The following is an 18,782-nucleotide window of genomic DNA, read 5'->3' on the forward strand; positions in this document are numbered from 1 at the left end:
TTAATTATATATTTTTAAATGCTAAAAGCCGATCGAATGTATTCTTGCAGGGTGAATCGGTAGTTTCCTGCAAGGGCATATTGAGAACTCGCTGCTGTTAATGGTGGTAATATTTGCTTAGTGTTTTGTTGTGAAGGTTCGCACCTGACTAAGGCGACATCAAAGCGACAAGAATTATTTGCTAAATCTGGGTGAGTGCTTAAAAATATTTCGGCTGTCTGCCAAAGTTTGGCTTGTTTTGTGGTAGTAACAGCCAGCATTCCACCAGCATCCCAATTTCCCCGGCGGCGAGTTTTCACCTCTACAAATGCTAATGTTTGGGAATGGGGAATGGGGAATGGGGAATTTTCGTTACCTCTGTTGATTTCGCTTTCTTCATCTCTTCCGAGGGCGATGATGTCAATCTCTCCCCACCGACAGTGCCACTGCCGGTGCAGGATTTCCCAACCTTGCTGCTGCAACCAGTCGGCGACTAAGTTTTCTCCCAATGTGCCGATATCCCTAGAGTTTGGGGATTGGGGGGAATTGGAGTCAGCCGTCGCTAACGGGCCATTCCCTACGGGATAGCTACGCTTGACGCGCTTTCTGGTAGAATTCAATTCTGAACTGTCACGACTGCCCATTAGCTTGAACTTGTATGATGATTTCTCGAATTCGCCAACATATTTATACTTTCTTGCTGAGTTTTGTTATTTTAGCAGTAATTGCCGCTGGGGCGATCGGCATTAATCCCGCACCTGCTTTCGCTTTGGATCACGACAAAGAAATCCTAGTCGGCGCTGATTTTACTGGCCAAGTTCTGACTGACGACAGTTTTAATAAAGCCAATCTTCGCAACAGCAATTTTACTAATGCAGATTTGCGGGGCGTCAGCTTTTTTGCTGCCAATATGGAAGAAGCAAATTTAGAAGGCGCTAATTTCACGGGCGCTACTTTAGATTTAGCTCGCATGATGAAAGCGAATTTAACTAATGCTATCCTTGAGGGTGCTTTCGCTTACAATACCAGGCTGGAAGGAGCTATTATTGACGGTGCTGATTTTACAGAGACACTGCTGCGAGACGATATGATAGAAAAACTTTGTAAAGTGGCAAAAGGTACTAATCCGGTGACGGGTAGAGATACTCGCGAAACTCTTTTTTGCGATTATTAAAAGGCTCGTTGAATAAAGGAATAAAGTCCTTACTACCAACCATTTTGTAGTAAGGACTTTATTCTTTATATCAGTTTTAAAAAATGTAACCGCACGCAAGCTTCCAACCTATATCGAACGAGTCATCTCCAATCTCCAATCTAAAATCTAAAAGGGTATTAGCCCCAAGGCACGGATGTTAAATCGTAAAAATTAACTTGACGCAGCCGCTCTAATTCCTTGAGCCATTCTTGTTCGGCACAGAAGAGTTGGTGATATTCTATAGCCTCTTCGCCACTGCTAGCTGCCTTGGCTTTTTCCCACATATTGAGGGCAATTCGGCGGCGCTTCATGCTGATAATTTGCTCGATACAGGCGAGGGCTGATCTAATTACTAGAGGTGCGCGATAAACATTTCTTTCTGAGAACTCATTTAAGTGAAATAAATGCGAGATTTGATTGAGTTGGTTGGGATATTCAATGAAGCTATCTTGCAATTTTAATATTAACTCAGAAGGCGCTACTTGTAAAGACATTTTGTGCAATATTTCTGCATTCACAATCTGGTGCCACAAAAATCTGTGGTGAGAAAGGCTAAACTGCACGTCTCTAGCTTCTATTGCTTCTCTGACATCTTGGCGGTATTCGGGACAGTGCAAATAAATCTGCAATAATTGCGCTTCTGCTTCTTCTAAAAGACTGCGGGCTACGGCAGATAAGCTGGATTTTGAGTTTTTGTTTTCGCCGCTTGCACGCTGTTTTTTATATTGTTTGGTCGGCTTCAGCTTGTTTCTAATTAACAGGGGCATTGTCAATGATTCGTCTTGACTCTGCCGCTTTGCCCAATCGCTGACCACTTGATTTAGCAAGTTTTCAGCAATCATTTTGGTGAGTCTAAAATCTCCTTTACTGAGAATTTCGGCGCACTTTTGCAGGTAATGTGCTAGCTGATTGTCGTCACTGATATTGGTTAATAAATTAATTATTTTTTTTGTGACTTGCTGGGAAGTATCGGCTTGCTTCAAATCTTGATTGACGAGCATTTGTTGCAGTTGCCAGTCGATCCACAACGGAGCATTTTCGAGCAATTCTCGATATTGTTCTGGGGAGTAGGTTTTGAGGTATTCGTCGGCATCTTTGCCGTCGGGAATGTTGAGCACCCGCAGTTGCACTTCTCCTTGATAAGCGAGTTTTTCTATTTCTCCAATAGCGCGTTCTGCTGCTTGAGTTCCTGCTTTGTCGGCGTCGAAGTTGAGGATAATTTGTTTGGAGTCCGTGTAGCGCAATAACTGCCGTACTTGGTTTAAACTTAAGGCTGTGCCGAGGGAAGCGACGGCGTTGGAGATGCCGGCTGCCTGAAGTGCGATCGCATCAAAGTACCCCTCTACGACCACTGCGCGATCGGCTTTGCTAATGGCTGTTTTCGCCGTATCTAAGGCGAATAATGTTTTGCCTTTATCGAAGAGTTCTGTTTCGGGAGAATTGAGGTATTTGGGCTGTTCGTCGCCGAGAGCTCTGCCGCCAAAACCGATGACTCTACCTTGGGTGTCGCGTATGGGAATCATAATGCGATTGCGGAAGCGATCGTAATAACCGCTGCCCCCATTTTTTCGGGGTACAATTAATCCAGCTTGTTCTACTAATTGCGCGGGATAGTTTTTCTGTTCTACTAAATAACTGTAAAGTGCTTCCCAACCTTGGGGTGCATAACCTAATTGAAATTGTTGGATAGTTTCTTCGCTTAGCTGGCGTTCTGATTTGAGATATGCTAAGGGTTCTTCTCCTTGGGTTTGTCGCAAAGCGTGTTCGTAAAAGTTGGCTGTTAGTGCTGAAATTTCATAGAGTTGTTCCCGCAGGGAAATTTGCCGCTGCAATTCTTGTCGGTGTTCTGGTTCGACTGTTTTGACGGGGACTTGATAATTTTTAGCTAATTCTAATACTACTTCGCTGAAAGGGCGTTTCTCCAATTCCATGAGAAACTTAAAAGCATTGCCCCCTGCACCGCAGCCGAAACAATAATACATTTGTTTGCCGGGACTGACAGTAAAGCTGGGAGATTTTTCGTCGTGAAAGGGACACAAACCTACGAATTCTTTCCCGCGTTTCCGCAAAACGACGCGACCGGAAATAACGTCTACTATGTCGGCTCTTTGTTTGACTTCTTCGATTGTTTCTGGATGCAGGCGGGGAACTTGCATAGGGCTATTTTAGGCAAATTGAAAGTATTGGAGAAGGAAAGCACTACACGGATGAGGACACGGATACACGGATGAATTATCTAGTCTGAGTGATTTCTCATGAGATTCAAAATCCCCGCCCCCTTAAAAAGGTGAAATAATCAGTGTCAAAGTCCCCCTTTTTAAGGGGGATTTAGGGGGATCTCCGGGGATATAAAACACGCCCTAGGGCATAAATTTATTGTAAGATATTTACACTAACTGTAAGGAGCATCGAAAATAATGCGAATTTTAATGATGGGCGGTACTCGGTTTATCGGGGTTTATCTTACTAAGATTTTAGCAGCACAAGGACATGAAGTGGTGCTGTTTAACCGGGGCCACAAGCCTGTACCGGTTGCGGGCGTAAAACAGATTCAGGGCGATCGCACAAATGTCGAACAACTAAAAGAAAAGTTATCGACGGTGGAGTTTGACGCGGTTTTTGACAACAACGGCCGCGAACTCAGCGATACAAAGCCTTTAGCTGAAATATTTAAAGGGCGGGTGCAGCACTTTGTTTACATGAGCTCTGCGGGGGTTTATTTGAAGTCGGATCAAATGCCTCATATCGAAGGGGACGCTACCGATCCTAAAAGCCGGCATTTGGGTAAATGCGAAACCGAAAATTACTTGGCCGCATCGGGTTTGCCTTGGACTTCGATTCGCCCGACATACATTTACGGTCCCCAAAATTATAACGATTTAGAGGCTTGGTTTTTCGATCGCATTGTGCGCGATCGACCGATTCCGATTCCCGGTAACGGAATGCACTTCACGCAGTTGGGGCACTGTCAGGATTTGGCTAAAGCAATGGCGGCGGTTTTGGGCAACTCTAGGGCGATCGGGCAAATTTACAACGTTTCGGGCGATCGATTTGTCACCTTTGACGGTTTAGCCCGCGCCTGCATTCAAGCGGCAGGCAAATCCCCTGATGCTATTAAGATTGTACATTACGATCCGAAACAATTTGACTTCGGCAAAAAGAAAGCTTTTCCGATGAGATTGCAGCACTTTTTCGCTTCAGTGAATAAAGCTGTCACCGATCTTAACTGGAAGCCTGAATTTGACTTAATTTCTGGGCTAAAAGATTCATTCCAGAATGATTATCTAATTTCCGGACGGGACAAAGCCGAGATAGATTTTTCAGTCGATGACGAGATTTTGAAAGCCGTTTAAAGTAAAATTAAAGTATGGTGTGCAGCGCGCACCATACCAATGTTTAGGGAGAAAAATAACATGAGATTTATCAATCCCAAAATTGATTTTGCATTCAAGAAAATATTTGGCTCGGCCCAGAGTAACGACATTTTGATTAGTTTCTTGAATGCCATACTATATGAAGGCAGATCCATCATTGAAAGCTTAGAAATCCTTGACCCTTATCTTTCCCCTCAAATAGCCGGAGTAAAAAACAGCTACTTAGATGTCAAAGCGCTACTTAACGATGGCACATTTGTGATTATCGAAATGCAAGTTTTGAAGGTGCAGGCATTTGGGAAGCGAGTTTTGTACAATGCAGCAAAAACTTATGCACTGCAACTAACAAGGGGAGAATTATACCAGCAATTGCGACCTGTGATTGCTTTGACTATCACAGATTTTGAAATGTTTAGCGGGAATCAAGATGTAATTTCGCATTTTGTCTTCAAAGAAAGAACTCGCTTGTCTGATTATCTACAGAATGACATTGAGTTAGTATTTGTAGAGTTGCCCAAATTTAAGAAAGAATTAGATCAACTAGAAAATCTTACAGACAAGTGGATTTACTTTATCAAAACCACTGGCACTTTGGATGAAGTACCTCAAACAATGGCTACAGTTCCGCAAATTCAGAAAGCTTTTGAAATTGCCAACGAAGTTAGTTTGACATTGGATGAATTGAACACCTTACAGCAGCAAGAGTTCTTTGCTCAAGATCAGGAAAGTTCAGTGGCTGTAGGTCGGGAAGAAGGCAGACAAGAAGGCAGAAAAGAAGCACAAATAGAGTTAATCATGCTTTCGCTGAATCGCCTTTTAGGTCAACTAAACCCCGATATAGAAAGGCGCATTCAGCAGTTATCGAGCGACCAATTAGAAGATTTAGTAAACGACCTCTGGGGTTTTTCAAACTTGGAAGAGTTGAGTGATTGGTTGGAAGATAATTCTCAATAAGTTGATAACGCACCCTACCAGTTAAAAAAAAGTAAGGTGCGTAGTTCACCGACTAAGAAATATTAGGTAAATCTCATGCTTGGAATCACACTCAGCAATCGCTACAGTATTATCCGTCACTTGGGAGGCGGCGGATTTGCTCAAACTTATTTAGCTGAAGATAAGCAGCTACCAGGCAATCACCTCTGCGTCGTCAAGCAGCTTAAACCTCAAGCAACCGATCCGGAAACTCTACAGGTAGCTAGACGTTTATTCGATACCGAAGCACAAGTTTTGTACAAATTGGGAAATCACGATCGCATTCCCCGACTTTTTGCTTTTTTTGAAGAGAATCAAGAGTTTTATCTCGTTCAAGAATTTATAGAAGGTCACGATTTAAGTCAAGAAATTACGCCCGCTTCTCCTGGGAATGCGGGAGTCATGCAGGAAGATCGAGTTATTTGTATATTGCAAGAACTTCTGGAAATTTTAGATTTCGTACACCAGCAAAATGTGATTCACCGCGATGTCAATCCCCGCAATATCCTCCGCAGAGATAGAGACGGAAAATTAGTTTTAATTGACTTCGGCGCAGTCAAAGAAATTACTACTCAAATTACCAATCCTCAGATCAAAAATAGCTTGAGTGTCAGCATCGGTACTCCCGGTTATATGCCCAGCGAACAAGCTCACGGCAACCCGAAACTCAGCAGCGATATCTATGCCGCAGGTGCGATCGCAATTCAGTTCCTGACGGGCATCAATCCCCACCAAATGCCAAGAAACCCCGATACAGAGGAAATTATTTGGCAGGACAAAACATCAGTCAGTCCAGAATTTGCCAAGATTTTAGATAAGATGGTAAAGTACGATTTTCGGCAACGTTATTCTAGTGCCGGCGAAACACTGCAAGCTATTAAACAATTAAAAAATTCTGGCAGCGCTACAGTTCCTGTATTGCCTCCGGTTGCTGCTGCGAATAAGTCTGTAAAATCCCGAAAAAAACTCTATTTAAAAATATTGTCGATCGCCAGTTTAATTGGCATCAGTATTATAGCATCTATTTATGGTGTAAACACTTTTAATTCTGCCAATGCAACTGATTTGTACAACCGAGGCAATACTCTTTACAATTTAAGCCGATTTGAAGAAGCTCTGGCAGCTTACGAGCGAGCTATAACTCTCAGGCCGGACTACGCGGAGGTTTGGCAGGAAAAAGCCAAAACTTTGTACGAATTGAAAAAATACCAAGAATCGCAGTCAGCTTATGATAAAGCCATAGAATTAAAACCGGAATACTTGGAAGCTTGGACGGGACGCGGTTATGCTTTGGAGAAGTTGCAACAGTCTCAAGAGGCGATCGCATCTTTTGATAACGCTTTGAAAATCCAGCCCGATTATGCCGCCGCCTGGGAAGGCAGAGGCGATACTCTGTTAGATTCGCAGCGGTACGAAGAAGCGATCGCCTCCTACGAAAAAGCGGTACAGTTTCAGCCAAATTTGTACGGTGCGTGGTACAATCGGGGGCAAGCTTACCAAAAATTAAAACAGTACGATCGAGCCGTAGAATCCTATCAAAAAGCAGTTGAAATTAAATTCGATAATTTTGAAGCTTGGTATAACTTAGGCAATGTTTTCCTAGAATTAAACAAAAATAAAGAAGCTTTTGAAGCCTACGAAAAAGCCGTGCGGTTTCAGCCAAATTTTTATCAAGCCTGGTACAGTAAAGGCATCGCTTTGCTAAAAATGCGCCGATATGAAGAAGCAGTAGAAGCTTACGAAAAAGCTGTTAAATTAAAACCGGATTATTATCAAGCGTGGTACAATTTAGGTTGGTCGTACCACGAATTACGCAAGTACGAACAAGCAATTGAGTGTTATAACAGAGCCTTAGATTTAAATCCGAAAGAATATCAGGCGTGGTACAATAGAGGAAATGCTCAGTACAATTTGAATCGGTACGAAGATGCGCTAGTGTCTTACAACGAAGCCGTTTATGTCAAGCAAGACTACTCCGAAGCCTGGTACAGTCGCGGTAATGCACTTGTAGCGGTAAAAAGATACGAAGATGCGATCGCCTCCTATGACAAAGCAATTCGCTACAAACCGGATTACGGAGCGGCAATGGAAGCAAAAAAGCGGGCAGAAAGTCAGCTAGGAAGCAGCCCGCTAGAATCCCAAAAACAACAACAACAATAATTGTTATTAGTCCCCCTCTGCTAGGACTTTGGGTGTAGTAGTTATTTCACGCTCCCAATAATCGTGGGGTAAGTTATCTTTTAGCGAACAGCGGGAGCAATTAAGGTAACTCGGCGGCTGTCTACTAACATCGGCCAAAAACCTCGATCGCTCAATGTTTTTACGGCGGCAGTAGCGGCGTTTTGATCCGTTGTATAAGCGACGAATAAAAAGGGACGCTGGCCGTAGGAAGCTAAGCCTACTTGCGCGCCTAATGCTTCCCTGACTTGGGCGGCTAATTCCGGTTGGTTGAAGTAATCTACTAACACTGCATAACCAGGGCCGAGGGGTTGGGGATTGAAGGCAAGATTGCCACTGGGAGGATTGGTGATTGGTTCAGAACCTGGTGCTGGCTGAGGGTTGTAGACTGGCAAATTTTGGGGTAGCGCCGCTGCGGGCGATCGTACTACGTAAGCTTGCAATCCGACAACATCTTCGATGTATTTCACCCAATCGCTGGCGATTTGCGAGTCCCGAAAGCCACCCACTCGCGTCACCGTGTCATTAATGTACCGACAAACTGTGTTGTTAGTATTTCCAGGGAAAGAGCGTTTTGCTCTTTCTTGCTGTTCGGGTGTTGGGGTGACAATTAACAGTAGATATTCATCGGACTGGGGCGGTTGGCAGCCCGACTGAGCTTTAACAGAACTCGATAAAATTGTCAATACCAAAAGGGCGATCGAAGTAGCAGAAAATAGGGGAAGAGACAAAATAAATTTGTACAATTTACCCCTAATTATTGTTAGTTGTTTCGTCTGATATTTTGCTATTTTGTTCATGCTGTCTGTAGGGATGCAAGGGCATCGGGAATAGTTGCTGACGGTGCTTGAAATTCACCTGTCAGTACATATTCTAATCGCAGTTTCAACCAGGTGATAAAGACAGGATCGGTAGAAACAATAGCGGCGGCTGGCTGAGGGCATTTTGCTTTAACTTCTGCCATTGTCGGTGCTTCTAGGAAAGCCGGCTGTTTGACCAACCAGAAGTCTATTTGTTTTTCTTGTTCGTTGTAGTTGCGAGTTCTTTCTTTAAACACTTCATCTAGGGCTTCTTCTTCTAGCAAAAAGCGTTGGCTGGCTAAAACGTAGTAGTAGGTTTGCATTTTTCTGGGTTGTTAGAGGTTGACGGTTAGCGGTTAAGGCCGCCTGTACCGACCTGTTTTGCTGGTCAGGGGCGGGTTTGCCGATTTGCGGTTGTTGGAGAGTTCTAGACTCTTGTGCCGTTTACTTTACCTTATTTGCTGTCATCTTGGGTAGATGCAGAGCAAGTCGCCTCAGAAAAATCGTTGGTGGTGAGTGTTGGGGGAGTTGTGAGAGTTGTGAGAGTTGCTGGTTTTTTGGGGATTTGGGCGATTATTTTTCGGGCTGGGGATTTTCGGAAAAATTTAGGTGACACTAGGAAATTAGATGGAATTGCAGGTTGAATAATTACTAATTATTGAGGTAAACAGAACGATGTTAAACCGGATTGGGAGTGGTTTGCATATGAAACTACTTCAGACAGTTTTTGATTGGGAACCCTAAAAAAAGGCTTTGATGGTGATCGATGTGCTCGCGGGAAAATCAAGGGTTTGTGACTACTCCCTAAAAAACAGTCCTAACTATTGTATTAAAAATGTAAAATGTGTGGATTGATTTCCTCTCGGCGGAACAGACATCGCCCCGCTGTCACTTCCCCCCTCCCACCAAAAGCGATCGCCCTCCGCCCCTGCTCAAATAAGCTCAACAAATCAGCTAAATTTGTTGCCCACGTACTGCGGCCAAAGGCTAAACTAATCTAAGTTTTACCATAAAATTTTCTCCCCGTTCATGAACATCGCTTATTTAGTCAACCAATATCCCAAAGTCAGCCACAGCTTTGTCCGCAGAGAAGTCCTAGCGGTTGAAAATTGCGGCATGAAAGTCGCACGTTTTTCGATCCGATCGTGCGAGTCAGAACTCGTTGATGAGGCCGACAAACTAGAGCAAGAATTGACTAAAGTAATCTTAGGAGTTGGTGTAAAGGGGTTAGCGTGGGGTTTGCTTCGCGTTGCCGCAACTAGGCCCATTCGATTCATCGAAGCTGTGCGGTTAATGTTCAAAGTTGGCTGGCACTCGGAACGGGGGATTTTGCTGCATCTAGCTTATTTAGCAGAAGCTTGCATTCTTTTAAATTGGTTTGCAGAATCGGGTACAGCACACGTTCACGCTCACTTCGGGACAAATTCCACAACAGTTGCAATGCTGTGCCGCGTGCTTGGCGGCCCGACTTACAGTTTCACCGTTCACGGCCCTGAAGAATTTGATAAACCCACACTTCTTTCTTTAGACGAAAAAATTAAGCGATCGACCTTTGTAGCAGCAGTTAGTTCCTTCGGTAAAAGTCAGCTTTTTCGGTGGTGCGATCGCACTTTTTGGTCAAAAATTCACGTCATACACTGCGGCGTAGATGCCGCATTTTTAGCTGCACCCTACGTCCCCATACCCGCAGCACCGCGCTTAGCTTGCGTTGGCCGGCTCAGCGAACAAAAAGGTCATTTGTTATTGCTAGAAGCTGCTAACTTGCTAGCAGTTCAAGGCTTAGAGTTTAAGTTGGTACTCGTAGGAGACGGGCCGCTGCGATCGGATATTGAAAAGCAGATTCTGCAACTCGGCCTGCAAAATCATATAGAAATTACCGGGTGGGCCAGTGGCGATCGAGTTCAGCAAGAGATTTTAGCTTCACGGGCAATGGTATTGCCGAGTTTTGCTGAAGGTTTGCCCGTCGTAATTATGGAAGCCCTCGCTCTCAATCGGCCCGTAATTAGCACTTATGTTGCTGGCATCCCGGAGCTCGTAGAACCCGGTGTTTGCGGTTGGCTAGTTCCTCCCGGTTCCGCAGAAGCATTAGCCGTAGCGATGCGCGCGGTATTGGAAGCACCTTTAGAAAAGCTAGAACAAATGGGGAAAACAGGAGCCGAGAGAGTTGCTCAACAACACAACGTTGATTTAGAGGCCCAAAAATTAGTCGCGCTGTTTGATAGTGCTATTAAGGCGTGATTAAAAAAGTAGTAAGGCAATGCTGTTTCCCTACCCCAAAATAATCATTAGCCCTCCTCGGATGTAACTCTCGCCCTATTAATGGTAGGGAAACGGCAGTGCCGTTTCCTGAAGGTGGGTAATATTAATTCCGATGCCACCGCATTTGATATAACAAGGGCGAGCATTATGCCTGTCCCATAATAAAAATCATTCTTTGTGGAACAGGCATCTTGCCTATTTATTTAATTAGAACGACCTACTTACAAACTTTTTAAGGAATAGGAACAGAGCGCAACAATCGATCTACAATTGCCTTAGCCCTTCTTCCCCCCGCCGGAATTAAACGGTGAGATAGTACGTGCGGCGCCACATACTTAACATCATCATCAGTAGCAAAATCCCGGCCCTCCATAAATGCCAAAGCCTGGGATGCCCGGTGCAAAGCCACCGCACCCCGGGGACTCACCCCCAGAGTAATCTCCTCATCCTCCCGCGTCGATCGCACCAAATCTACAATATACTGTTTCAAAGAGCCTTCTACCTTCACCGCAGCGCACAAACGCCGCAATTCCTGCACCTGTTCCAAAGAAATACAAGGCTGCAAATCTTCCACTGCAAAACTATCAGAAAGCCGTTCCAACATTTGCAATTCTTCCACCGCAGCGGGATAGCCCAAAGTCAAAGACAAAGTAAACCGATCCATCTGCGCTTCCGGCAGCGGAAAAGTGCCTTGATATTCGATCGGGTTCTGAGTCGCAATCACAAAAAACGGCGCCGGAACATTCCGAGAAACTCCGTCTACTGTCACCTGCTTTTCTTCCATCACTTCCAGCAAAGCTGACTGAGTTCGCGGCGTCGCCCGATTGATTTCATCGGCAAGCAAAACATTAGCAAAAACTGGCCCTGGCAAAAACTCAAACTCTCCGCTGCGCGGATTCCAAATATTAGTACCGGTGATATCCGTCGGCAACAAATCGGGAGTGCACTGAATCCGCTGAAACTTCCCATCGATCGATCGCGCCAAAGACTTCGCCAGCAGCGTTTTTCCCACACCGGGCACGTCTTCCAGCAGCGCGTGCCCACCCGAAAGCACGGCTACCAGCACCAAGCGAATAGCATCCGCTTTGCCGACCATAGTTTTGCTTAGATTTTGTTTGAGCCGCTCAATATGTTGTCTCATATCCCTGATTACTAAGTGCTAATTGCTAATGGTTGATCGAACATCAAACTGCCAAAATCTTGAGTCTTTGCCTTGCGGACTTCGTATTTGTAAAACTACAATTGTTCTGACTCATCTTCCACCATTTTTAAACCTATGACGCTGTTCTAGATCACATAATTATTAGACTTTAGCAGTTAAGAGGCTTCTAGCAATATCGCAATCTGCCTGAATTTGAGTTTTGAGAGCATCCAGAGAAGCGAATTTTTGTTCGGGTCGCAAAAACTCTACTAAACTCGCGCTCAAGGTTTGACCGTACAAATCCCCAGACCAATCTAACAGGTGAACTTCCACAGTGGGTTGCAGCCCGTCTACTGTTGGGCGACAGCCAACATTCATCACTCCATTGACAAAAGATAAATTGGATGATGTACCCGAAATTAGAGATTTGGGATTTTCCCGCTGATAGAAAGAACTTTTCTCTTTCATCTTTTCCCATCCATGCTTCAGCGAGACTTGCACCGCATACACGCCAAAACGTGGCAAAAATTTTTCCGGTGGCAGTTCGATATTAGCAGTAGGAAATCCGATCGTCCTACCCAGCCGCTGTCCGCCAACCACAGTCCCGACTAAACTGTAAGGTCGCCCCAGCAACTGATTCGCTCTTGTGAGGTCGCCGGATGCCAGACCTTCGCGGATTGCAGAACTGCTGATCCGATCGCCCCCACCGCAATTGTGCAGGGGTGCAAGAGCAACATCAATACCGTAACCGGCGGCGATCGACTGTAAATCCACAGCCGTTCCAGCGCGTCCCCGTCCAAACCGAAAATCAACCCCCACACTAATTCGACTCGCTTTTAGTTGCCGCACCAAAATTTCCTCGACAAACTCACAAGCAGTCAAAGCCGCCAATTCTCGATCGAACGGCAGCAGCACAAGTTGCTCGACGCCCATTGCTGCGAGCAATTCTACCTTTTCTGCCAGAGGGGTCAGCAGTTTTTTCGGTTGACCCGTAAAGAATTCTTGCGGGTGCGGATCGAATGTCACCACAGTGCTGTAAAGTCGATCGACCCCATCAGAATCGATCCCAGAGAGGCTGTTGCGGTCAGCCCTAATGCCTATCAAACCCTCGAAATTATGGCTGCTGCCAGCTCGATCGGGCGGTGCTGCTGAGTCATTTTCGCAGGTCGCCGGATGTTCCCTTGGCAAATTTTGATCTGTGCCAACGTTTGAGCGCGTGTTTTGCCCCGACGCAAAAACCGTCGCAGAATTTTGCCCAGGCGATCGATTTAAAATTGGCTGCACGACTTGTCGATGCCCTAGGTGCAAACCATCAAAGTTTCCCAAGGCAACAGAAGTTGGAGTCAGAGCAGCGGTACAAGAAGAAGTTACCCACACGCTTAAAATTTTGACATACTTAGTCAGATTGCGATCGCCAGTCGATGTTAGATATTAGATTTTAGATTTTAGAATTGACTCCACAGATAAATCTGGAAGTTTGAACTTTGGTCTAAACTTTTTGGTTTTCCACGACAGGAGTACGTGGCACGGTATCTGTCTTTGAGTGAGGTCAGCCCTCGCTTAAATTTCAGATTTCACCGATCGAGATTTCAGAACCACCTGACAAGCTCAAATCCCTCAGACAGACACTTGAGGCGCTTGCACCGACGCTTCAGACAAATCGTTATCAGGAGGCAGCAATTGTAACGACAAACCTTCCCGCGCCATCAAGCTATTCGGGAACCTTTGAGCCACTTGTTCTCCCACCCTGTCTAAAAACTCGTCATTGTGCAGCGGGTCGTGGTGAAAAATCACCAACTTTTTGACATTAGCAGCCTTTGCCACCTTCACTGCTTCCTGCCAAGTCGAATGTCCCCAGCCGACCTTGCTGCTCTTCTCGGCATAATACTCCTCATCGGTATAAGTAGCGTCGTAGATCAGCACCTCAGCATCCTGAGCCAAATACAGCACATTTTCGTCTAAACGATCGGGAAAATGTTCGGTATCAGTCACGTAAGCAGCCGCATACCCCCGCCAGTTGACGCGGTAGCCTATAGCTTCCCCCGGATGGTTCAACAAAGCAGTTTCCACCTTAATCTCTCCGAGTTCCAGCGGTTTGCCCACTTCTATATCGTTAAATTTCAGGTCTGCCCCCATAATTTGCAGGGGTACCGGAAAATTGGGGTGCAGCATCTGGTCGTGGAGGCGCTGCTGGATAGTAGCCTTATTAGGAGCAATAGCCCCATAGATGTGAAAGCAGTTCCCAGGAATAAAAGCTGGGACAAAAAAGGGGAATCCTTGAATGTGATCCCAGTGAGAGTGAGTAAAAAACATATGAGCTTTTACGGGCATCTGGGACAGGAGAGTTTGTCCCAAAACCCGCAATCCAGTACCGCCATCGAAAATTAGGCGGCTGTCACCCACTCGCATTTCTACACAGGGCGTGTTGCCCCCGTAACGTACTGTTTCTGCCCCGGGAGACGCTATGCTACCTCTAACGCCCCAGAAGTGAACCGTGAATTGGTTTTGCATACTAGACATGGGTTTTCTTGCAAGATTGTTCCGGCGAGTTATCGATAATAAGGTGTTTACATATTACTAAGGGCTTTACCATCAAACCCAAGCTCTTTGATGGTCGAGTTCCCCACTTGTTGGAAGTGCCAAGAGTCTCGCTCATCGCGAGAATGTAAAACTGTTGGGCTTGACAACTGAGCAATAAATTACAAGGTAGACTAATGAAGTCTCGATCGTAACTATTCTTTTCTTCTCTTCACTAGCCTAACCTCCACAGACACACTTTGGGGCCGCAGTTATGTCTGAGTTTGGTCAAAAGCCGCTGTTTTTCCAGCCTCTGCACTTGCCGAACACGATCGCGCGGTCGGTTGTTTGGCTTGCTGCTTTACGGGTTGGAACCTGGATGATGGCTTTCCTGCTATCTAGTCCGGTTGATCGACCATAATATGCAGGTGTCGGGGCTGTTTTGCGGCGATATCTGGCAGATCTTGCCGATCGGGCGTGAAGGCGCCTATACAAGAATGACGGTTAGTTTATCAGACTTGAGATGCTCTCGCCATTTAACCCCTGCCCACGAGCATCAGGGAGTCCTTTTTGCCAGAACTCGGTTTAATTAACTCAACTCCCATTAATTCAAAAATCTTAGCAGTTTAGGAATGCTTCTGCTATTAATTATCAACCAATACTGTCTGGATTCTCGACCCGCCCAGAGGCTGCGGTTTGTCCAGCTAGCGATCGAGCTGAACCCAGCCTCATCTGACACCGGGGTAGCAGCGAGAGTCCGGGCCTGGGGGCAAAAGGCTAAATTTTCTCGTGCATTTCTTGGCGGACGAATTGAATCACTCAAAATTCCCTTCTTTTCTGAAATTAAAAAATTTCGATTTTTTGCCATCATGCCAACTCCGAGCGCCATTCTGTCTCAAGAGTGATGCAGAAATATTCCCTGTTAACCTGTGGTGCTTTTCCCAACAATCTTCAATAGCTCTATTTTGGGTAAGGATTTCTCGGAATTCCGCGCAGTTGCGGTACTCGTCACGGGTTTGAATTTCGGGTATCATAGAGTCTTAGACTCTTGTTTACCGAGAATCTAAATCAGTGCTAAAAAAGGCTAGATAACTTTAAGTTATTTTTCAAAAAAGTCAGTATGAATCAAGTTAAAAAAACTACAACCAAGCTGAATAGATCGCCTGTGAAAGTGTCCGATCGCACTTTGGAACTCGGCAATCTACCCTTGAGCGACCTGTCTTTAGAAATAACTGATGGCCAAGCTTTGAGGGAATTTAGTTCGGACGATCGTCGCCCGCCGGGAACCCCAACAGCCACAGGCCGGACTGCCGAAACAAGGCGTAGGAGGGCAGATGGTAAGACCTCCTGGGCCCGATCGCCTGTGGTTTCTACTGCTCTTCTCAAGTGGCTGCTAGAGCATTTGACTCGATCGAAAGGTTGGCTGGCAGTTGTCACCCTGGCAGCAGTTTGGGGGTGGTGGAACAGTCAGTTACTGTTTTCCACCGGCTTGGGGATAGCAGCGATGATGCTGGTTTACCGAGGGCAGTCGTGGGACTGGCAATTGCTGCGAGCAAAAGGCGAGCAATTTTGGGATGGCCCGAACCGCCGATTTGTTTTAGCCGTGGGTACGGGCGGCATTGCTACCTTGGGCGCTTACATGAGTTTGGCGATTTGGGCGGACTCCGAGAGCCACTGGATGGCTTTGAGCCTGATTTTGCAGAATTTGGGCACGATCGCAATTGCAGGACTGTTGCTGCGGCAAGGGTTGAGTCGCAGGGCCGAAAAAGATGAAGTGGCGCTCGATCGCATCTTAGCGGATTTGACTGATGCTGACCCCGTGAAGCGTTTGATTGCAGTGCGACAAATGACCGATTTGGTGAATAAGGGTGGGTTTGGTCCTGTAAGTTCAGTCAAAAGTTCGATCGCCCGTTCCCGCGCTGCCGAGTGCTTTCGCCTGATGCTGAGTCGGGAACCAGAAGCTTTAGTCCGCAATGCCCTTCTCGAAGGTTTGCAGACTTGGGATGCTACTTATGGCATGGCTTTAAAATCCAAACATCAAGTCATCGACTATTAGCTGACCGTCAAAAGCGTAAAAAGTAATTTTATGAATATTCCGAGCTTTTACGCGCAGGGGAGCCCTAGGAGCGATCGGAGAATTAGACCCGACCAGATTGGGCGCCGGCATTTCATCCTGAACAATTGGGTTGCCGTCAATGTCACAAGCAGATAAAACAGTTCGCCGCGAACTGGTGACAAGTCCCGACACCCAGCGAACTGGATACTTAAAAGTTACTTCTATCAGTCCGCTTTTGGGGGCCCCCATTAACACTGTTGCTCCAGAACCCGTGAAAAAGGCTGGGTTTGAAGGTTGGATGGCGACGGCATTGCTAAAAGTCACCCCCCAATGTGCAAACTGGTGTTCTACTACTTCAAAGCATTTCAAGTCTTCTAAAGCTACGCGGACGATCGCAGGTACTGTTGTGGCGCGCGATCGCACCTCTGACCCTGCGCCTGAGCGTTCTGGAGTGGCGACAAAAGACTTTTTGTCGTTTAAATCCATGCTTCGACAGGCTGTGTCAAATTCTGCAAACCCGTCAGATTGAAGACTTTTTGCATCAACCATAAAACCCTCGCGATCCCGTTTTCTGAGCAGTTGCATTTTAGTAGACCTCCCTGAGATTAGTTGTTTCTTCTGTTTTGGAATTGATAACGGCGAGGCCAGTGATTGCCAAACCTGCAATTAGGAATCGAAACCCCATTGCCCGCCCTCCAACAAAGACTTTCGACCTCAAAAGCCACTGCTCCGCAAAATATCGTGATTAATGATTTGTGATTGGCGAGCCTCGGCCAACCTGCCGCCTGCCTGAAAGCGAGTTCTAATAGTCCTCCTTTCCGAGCGCCTGCTTTCGGGTTTGGCGAACAGACTCTATTTTGGTGAGGGGTCTTACCCATCATTTTGCTATTATCTCCGATCGGCGGTAGTTTGCAAGGGTAAGGATAACTACACAGCCGAATTGCCCAAATCGCAAAACTTACTTGCTGTCTGTAGTTTCACGCTTCACCTGTACTAAAATAGATTTAAATCATTACTCAATCTTTACAAAAACGCCACCAGCTTTGCAAGTTTTTTAAACAAAGATGGGGCGGCTCAAAAGAATCTAAAATATAACAGCGATTGAGGTTAGTTTATGCTTGTACCCCTCGGCTTCGGTCAGCGATCAATAGTTACTTCTCTCGGCAGAATGGTCTACTACACTGCTGAAAAAATGCCTTGGATGGGGTTGCCGACCTCAACTTCGGAAAATCAACCAAACTTAGTATTTTTTCACGGTTTTGGTGGCGGGTCGAGTGCCTATGAATGGTCGAAAGTTTATCCGGCTTTTGCGGCAGAATATCGAATTTTAGCACCTGATTTAATCGGTTGGGGGCGATCGGAACATCCGGCAAGAAATTATCAGGTAGAAGATTATATCACAACTTTGATCGAATTTCTCGAAAAAACTTGTGGCAGTCCGACAGAGGTGATTGCTTCTTCGCTAACAGGGGCGATCGCGATTCGAGCTGCGATCGCACGGCCGGATCTGTTCAAATCCCTAATTTTGACCATACCCAGCGGTTTGTCGGACTTCGGACAAGATTACGGCAGCAGTTTCTTCGCTAAGCTAGTCAACACGCCGATTTTAGATCGCTTGCTCTACAGTACCGGAATCGCCACAGACGGCGGCATCCGTAGCTTCCTAGAACAACGACAATTTGCCGATTCGCGTCGCGTTTACCAAGAAATTGTAGATGCTTACCTCGCATCTGCTTTGGAACCAAATGCAGAATATGCCGCCCTGTCTTTTGTGCGGGGAGATTTGTGCTTTGATTTGTCGCTGTACATTACTCAGCTAACAACACCGACAGCGATTATTTGGGGAGAAAAATCGCAGTTTACCGGACCCGATATCGGCCAGCGGTTGGCCAACCTCAACCCCGAAGCAATCAAAGTTTTTCAACCTCTGGAAAATGTAGGTTTGACTCCGCAGTTAGAACTTCCCGCTGTCACGATTGGCTTAATTCGGCAATATTTAAAGTTGCTTTCAGAAGGGTGAAGAAGTTCGGCAACGGATTTTTTAACGGATGCAAACGGATGTCACGGATAGAGGTTCCAGGTTCGAGGGAAGAAGGAAGATTAGTTCCCCACTACCCATAGATGTCAACTTAATCCTAAAGACCGCTGTATCTCTCGTTTATATCCAAATCTAGATCCCCCTAAATCCCCCTTAATAAGAGGGACTTTGACAATAATCTTGTCCCCCCTTTCTTAAGGGGGGCTAGGGGGGATCTAGACTATGCTATAAGCGAGATTTATCATGAATTTTAGTCTGAATTTGACACCAATG

17 protein-coding genes are annotated in these 18,782 nt (G+C 45.9%); 9 read left to right on the top strand and 8 right to left on the bottom strand.

What is annotated here, in order from left to right; genetic code table 11:
- Nucleotides 1-14: 14 nt before the first annotated feature.
- On the bottom strand, nt 15-623 hold the full coding sequence (locus QUA33_RS04035) for a YraN family protein (protein ID WP_333146672.1): 609 nt from the start codon (nt 621-623) through the stop codon (nt 15-17).
- 14 nt (nt 624-637) lie between these two features.
- On the opposite strand from QUA33_RS04035, the gene QUA33_RS04040 reads away from it, so the two are divergent.
- Nucleotides 638-1,153, top strand: a complete 516-nt coding sequence (locus tag QUA33_RS04040) for a pentapeptide repeat-containing protein (protein WP_333042425.1) — start codon at nt 638-640, stop codon at nt 1,151-1,153.
- Nucleotides 1,154-1,311: 158 nt separating this feature from the next.
- Here QUA33_RS04040 and dnaG read toward each other — a convergent pair whose 3' ends face one another.
- On the bottom strand, nt 1,312-3,330 hold the full coding sequence (gene dnaG, locus QUA33_RS04045; protein WP_333146673.1) for a DNA primase: 2,019 nt from the start codon (nt 3,328-3,330) through the stop codon (nt 1,312-1,314).
- Nucleotides 3,331-3,591: 261 nt separating this feature from the next.
- Here dnaG and QUA33_RS04050 point away from each other — a divergent pair, with 261 nt between their 5' ends.
- The 3 genes from QUA33_RS04050 to QUA33_RS04060 all read left to right on the top strand — a co-directional run bounded on the left by QUA33_RS04050 (nt 3,592) and on the right by QUA33_RS04060 (nt 7,680).
- Nucleotides 3,592-4,527, top strand: a complete 936-nt coding sequence (locus QUA33_RS04050; RefSeq protein WP_333146675.1) for an NAD-dependent epimerase/dehydratase family protein — start codon at nt 3,592-3,594, stop codon at nt 4,525-4,527.
- Between the two features lie 60 nt (nt 4,528-4,587).
- Nucleotides 4,588-5,502 (top strand): Rpn family recombination-promoting nuclease/putative transposase, encoded by a 915-nt coding sequence (locus tag QUA33_RS04055; RefSeq protein ID WP_333146677.1) that lies wholly within the window; start codon nt 4,588-4,590, stop codon nt 5,500-5,502.
- Between the two features lie 75 nt (nt 5,503-5,577).
- Entirely contained in the window at nt 5,578-7,680 is a 2,103-nt protein-coding gene (locus QUA33_RS04060) for a tetratricopeptide repeat protein (RefSeq protein WP_333146679.1), read from the top strand.
- Nucleotides 7,681-7,760: 80 nt separating this feature from the next.
- Here the strand turns inward: QUA33_RS04060 and QUA33_RS04065 are convergent, their stop codons facing one another.
- Both QUA33_RS04065 and QUA33_RS04070 read right to left on the bottom strand, forming a co-directional pair.
- Nucleotides 7,761-8,498: a hypothetical protein gene (locus QUA33_RS04065; protein ID WP_333146681.1), complete on the bottom strand. Its 738-nt coding sequence runs from the start codon at nt 8,496-8,498 to the stop codon at nt 7,761-7,763.
- Entirely contained in the window at nt 8,495-8,821 is a 327-nt protein-coding gene (locus QUA33_RS04070) for an MgPME-cyclase complex family protein (protein WP_333146683.1), read from the bottom strand. The genes QUA33_RS04065 and QUA33_RS04070 overlap by 4 nt, the downstream gene beginning before the upstream one ends.
- A gap of 114 nt (nt 8,822-8,935) precedes the next feature.
- Between QUA33_RS04070 and QUA33_RS04075 the strand changes: the two genes are divergently transcribed.
- The gene (locus tag QUA33_RS04075; protein ID WP_333146686.1) at nt 8,936-9,142 is read left to right on the top strand and encodes a hypothetical protein; all 207 of its coding nucleotides are present in this window, start codon (nt 8,936-8,938) and stop codon (nt 9,140-9,142) included.
- Nucleotides 9,143-9,527: 385 nt separating this feature from the next.
- On the top strand, nt 9,528-10,736 hold the full coding sequence (locus tag QUA33_RS04080; RefSeq protein ID WP_333146688.1) for a glycosyltransferase: 1,209 nt from the start codon (nt 9,528-9,530) through the stop codon (nt 10,734-10,736).
- Between the two features lie 253 nt (nt 10,737-10,989).
- On the opposite strand, the gene QUA33_RS04085 is transcribed toward QUA33_RS04080, so the two are convergent.
- The 3 genes from QUA33_RS04085 to QUA33_RS04095 all read right to left on the bottom strand — a co-directional run bounded on the left by QUA33_RS04085 (nt 10,990) and on the right by QUA33_RS04095 (nt 14,418).
- Nucleotides 10,990-11,898: a MoxR family ATPase gene (locus tag QUA33_RS04085; RefSeq protein WP_333146690.1), complete on the bottom strand. Its 909-nt coding sequence runs from the start codon at nt 11,896-11,898 to the stop codon at nt 10,990-10,992.
- 162 nt (nt 11,899-12,060) lie between these two features.
- Nucleotides 12,061-13,275 carry a bifunctional riboflavin kinase/FAD synthetase gene (locus QUA33_RS04090; protein WP_333146692.1) on the bottom strand — a complete coding sequence of 405 codons (1,215 nt, stop codon included), beginning with the start codon at nt 13,273-13,275 and terminating at the stop codon, nt 12,061-12,063.
- A gap of 240 nt (nt 13,276-13,515) precedes the next feature.
- Nucleotides 13,516-14,418 (bottom strand): MBL fold metallo-hydrolase, encoded by a 903-nt coding sequence (locus QUA33_RS04095; protein WP_333042449.1) that lies wholly within the window; start codon nt 14,416-14,418, stop codon nt 13,516-13,518.
- Between the two features lie 629 nt (nt 14,419-15,047).
- Between QUA33_RS04095 and QUA33_RS04100 the strand changes: the two genes are divergently transcribed.
- Both QUA33_RS04100 and QUA33_RS04105 read left to right on the top strand, forming a co-directional pair.
- Complete coding sequence (locus QUA33_RS04100) at nt 15,048-15,320, top strand: hypothetical protein (RefSeq protein ID WP_333094892.1); 273 nt, start codon at nt 15,048-15,050, stop codon at nt 15,318-15,320.
- 215 nt (nt 15,321-15,535) lie between these two features.
- The gene (locus QUA33_RS04105) at nt 15,536-16,471 is read left to right on the top strand and encodes a hypothetical protein (RefSeq protein WP_333146693.1); all 936 of its coding nucleotides are present in this window, start codon (nt 15,536-15,538) and stop codon (nt 16,469-16,471) included.
- Here the strand turns inward: QUA33_RS04105 and QUA33_RS04110 are convergent.
- Nucleotides 16,439-17,056: a hypothetical protein gene (locus QUA33_RS04110; RefSeq protein ID WP_333073219.1), complete on the bottom strand. Its 618-nt coding sequence runs from the start codon at nt 17,054-17,056 to the stop codon at nt 16,439-16,441. The two genes, QUA33_RS04105 and QUA33_RS04110, sit on opposite strands and share 33 nt — an antisense overlap.
- A 529-nt stretch (nt 17,057-17,585) precedes the next feature.
- On the opposite strand from QUA33_RS04110, the gene QUA33_RS04115 reads away from it, so the two are divergent.
- On the top strand, nt 17,586-18,491 hold the full coding sequence (locus tag QUA33_RS04115; RefSeq protein ID WP_333146694.1) for an alpha/beta hydrolase: 906 nt from the start codon (nt 17,586-17,588) through the stop codon (nt 18,489-18,491).
- Nucleotides 18,492-18,782 lie beyond the last annotated feature (291 nt).

The organism is Microcoleus sp. Pol14D4, assembly GCF_036701245.1.
Lineage (GTDB): Bacteria > Cyanobacteriota > Cyanobacteriia > Cyanobacteriales > Microcoleaceae > Microcoleus.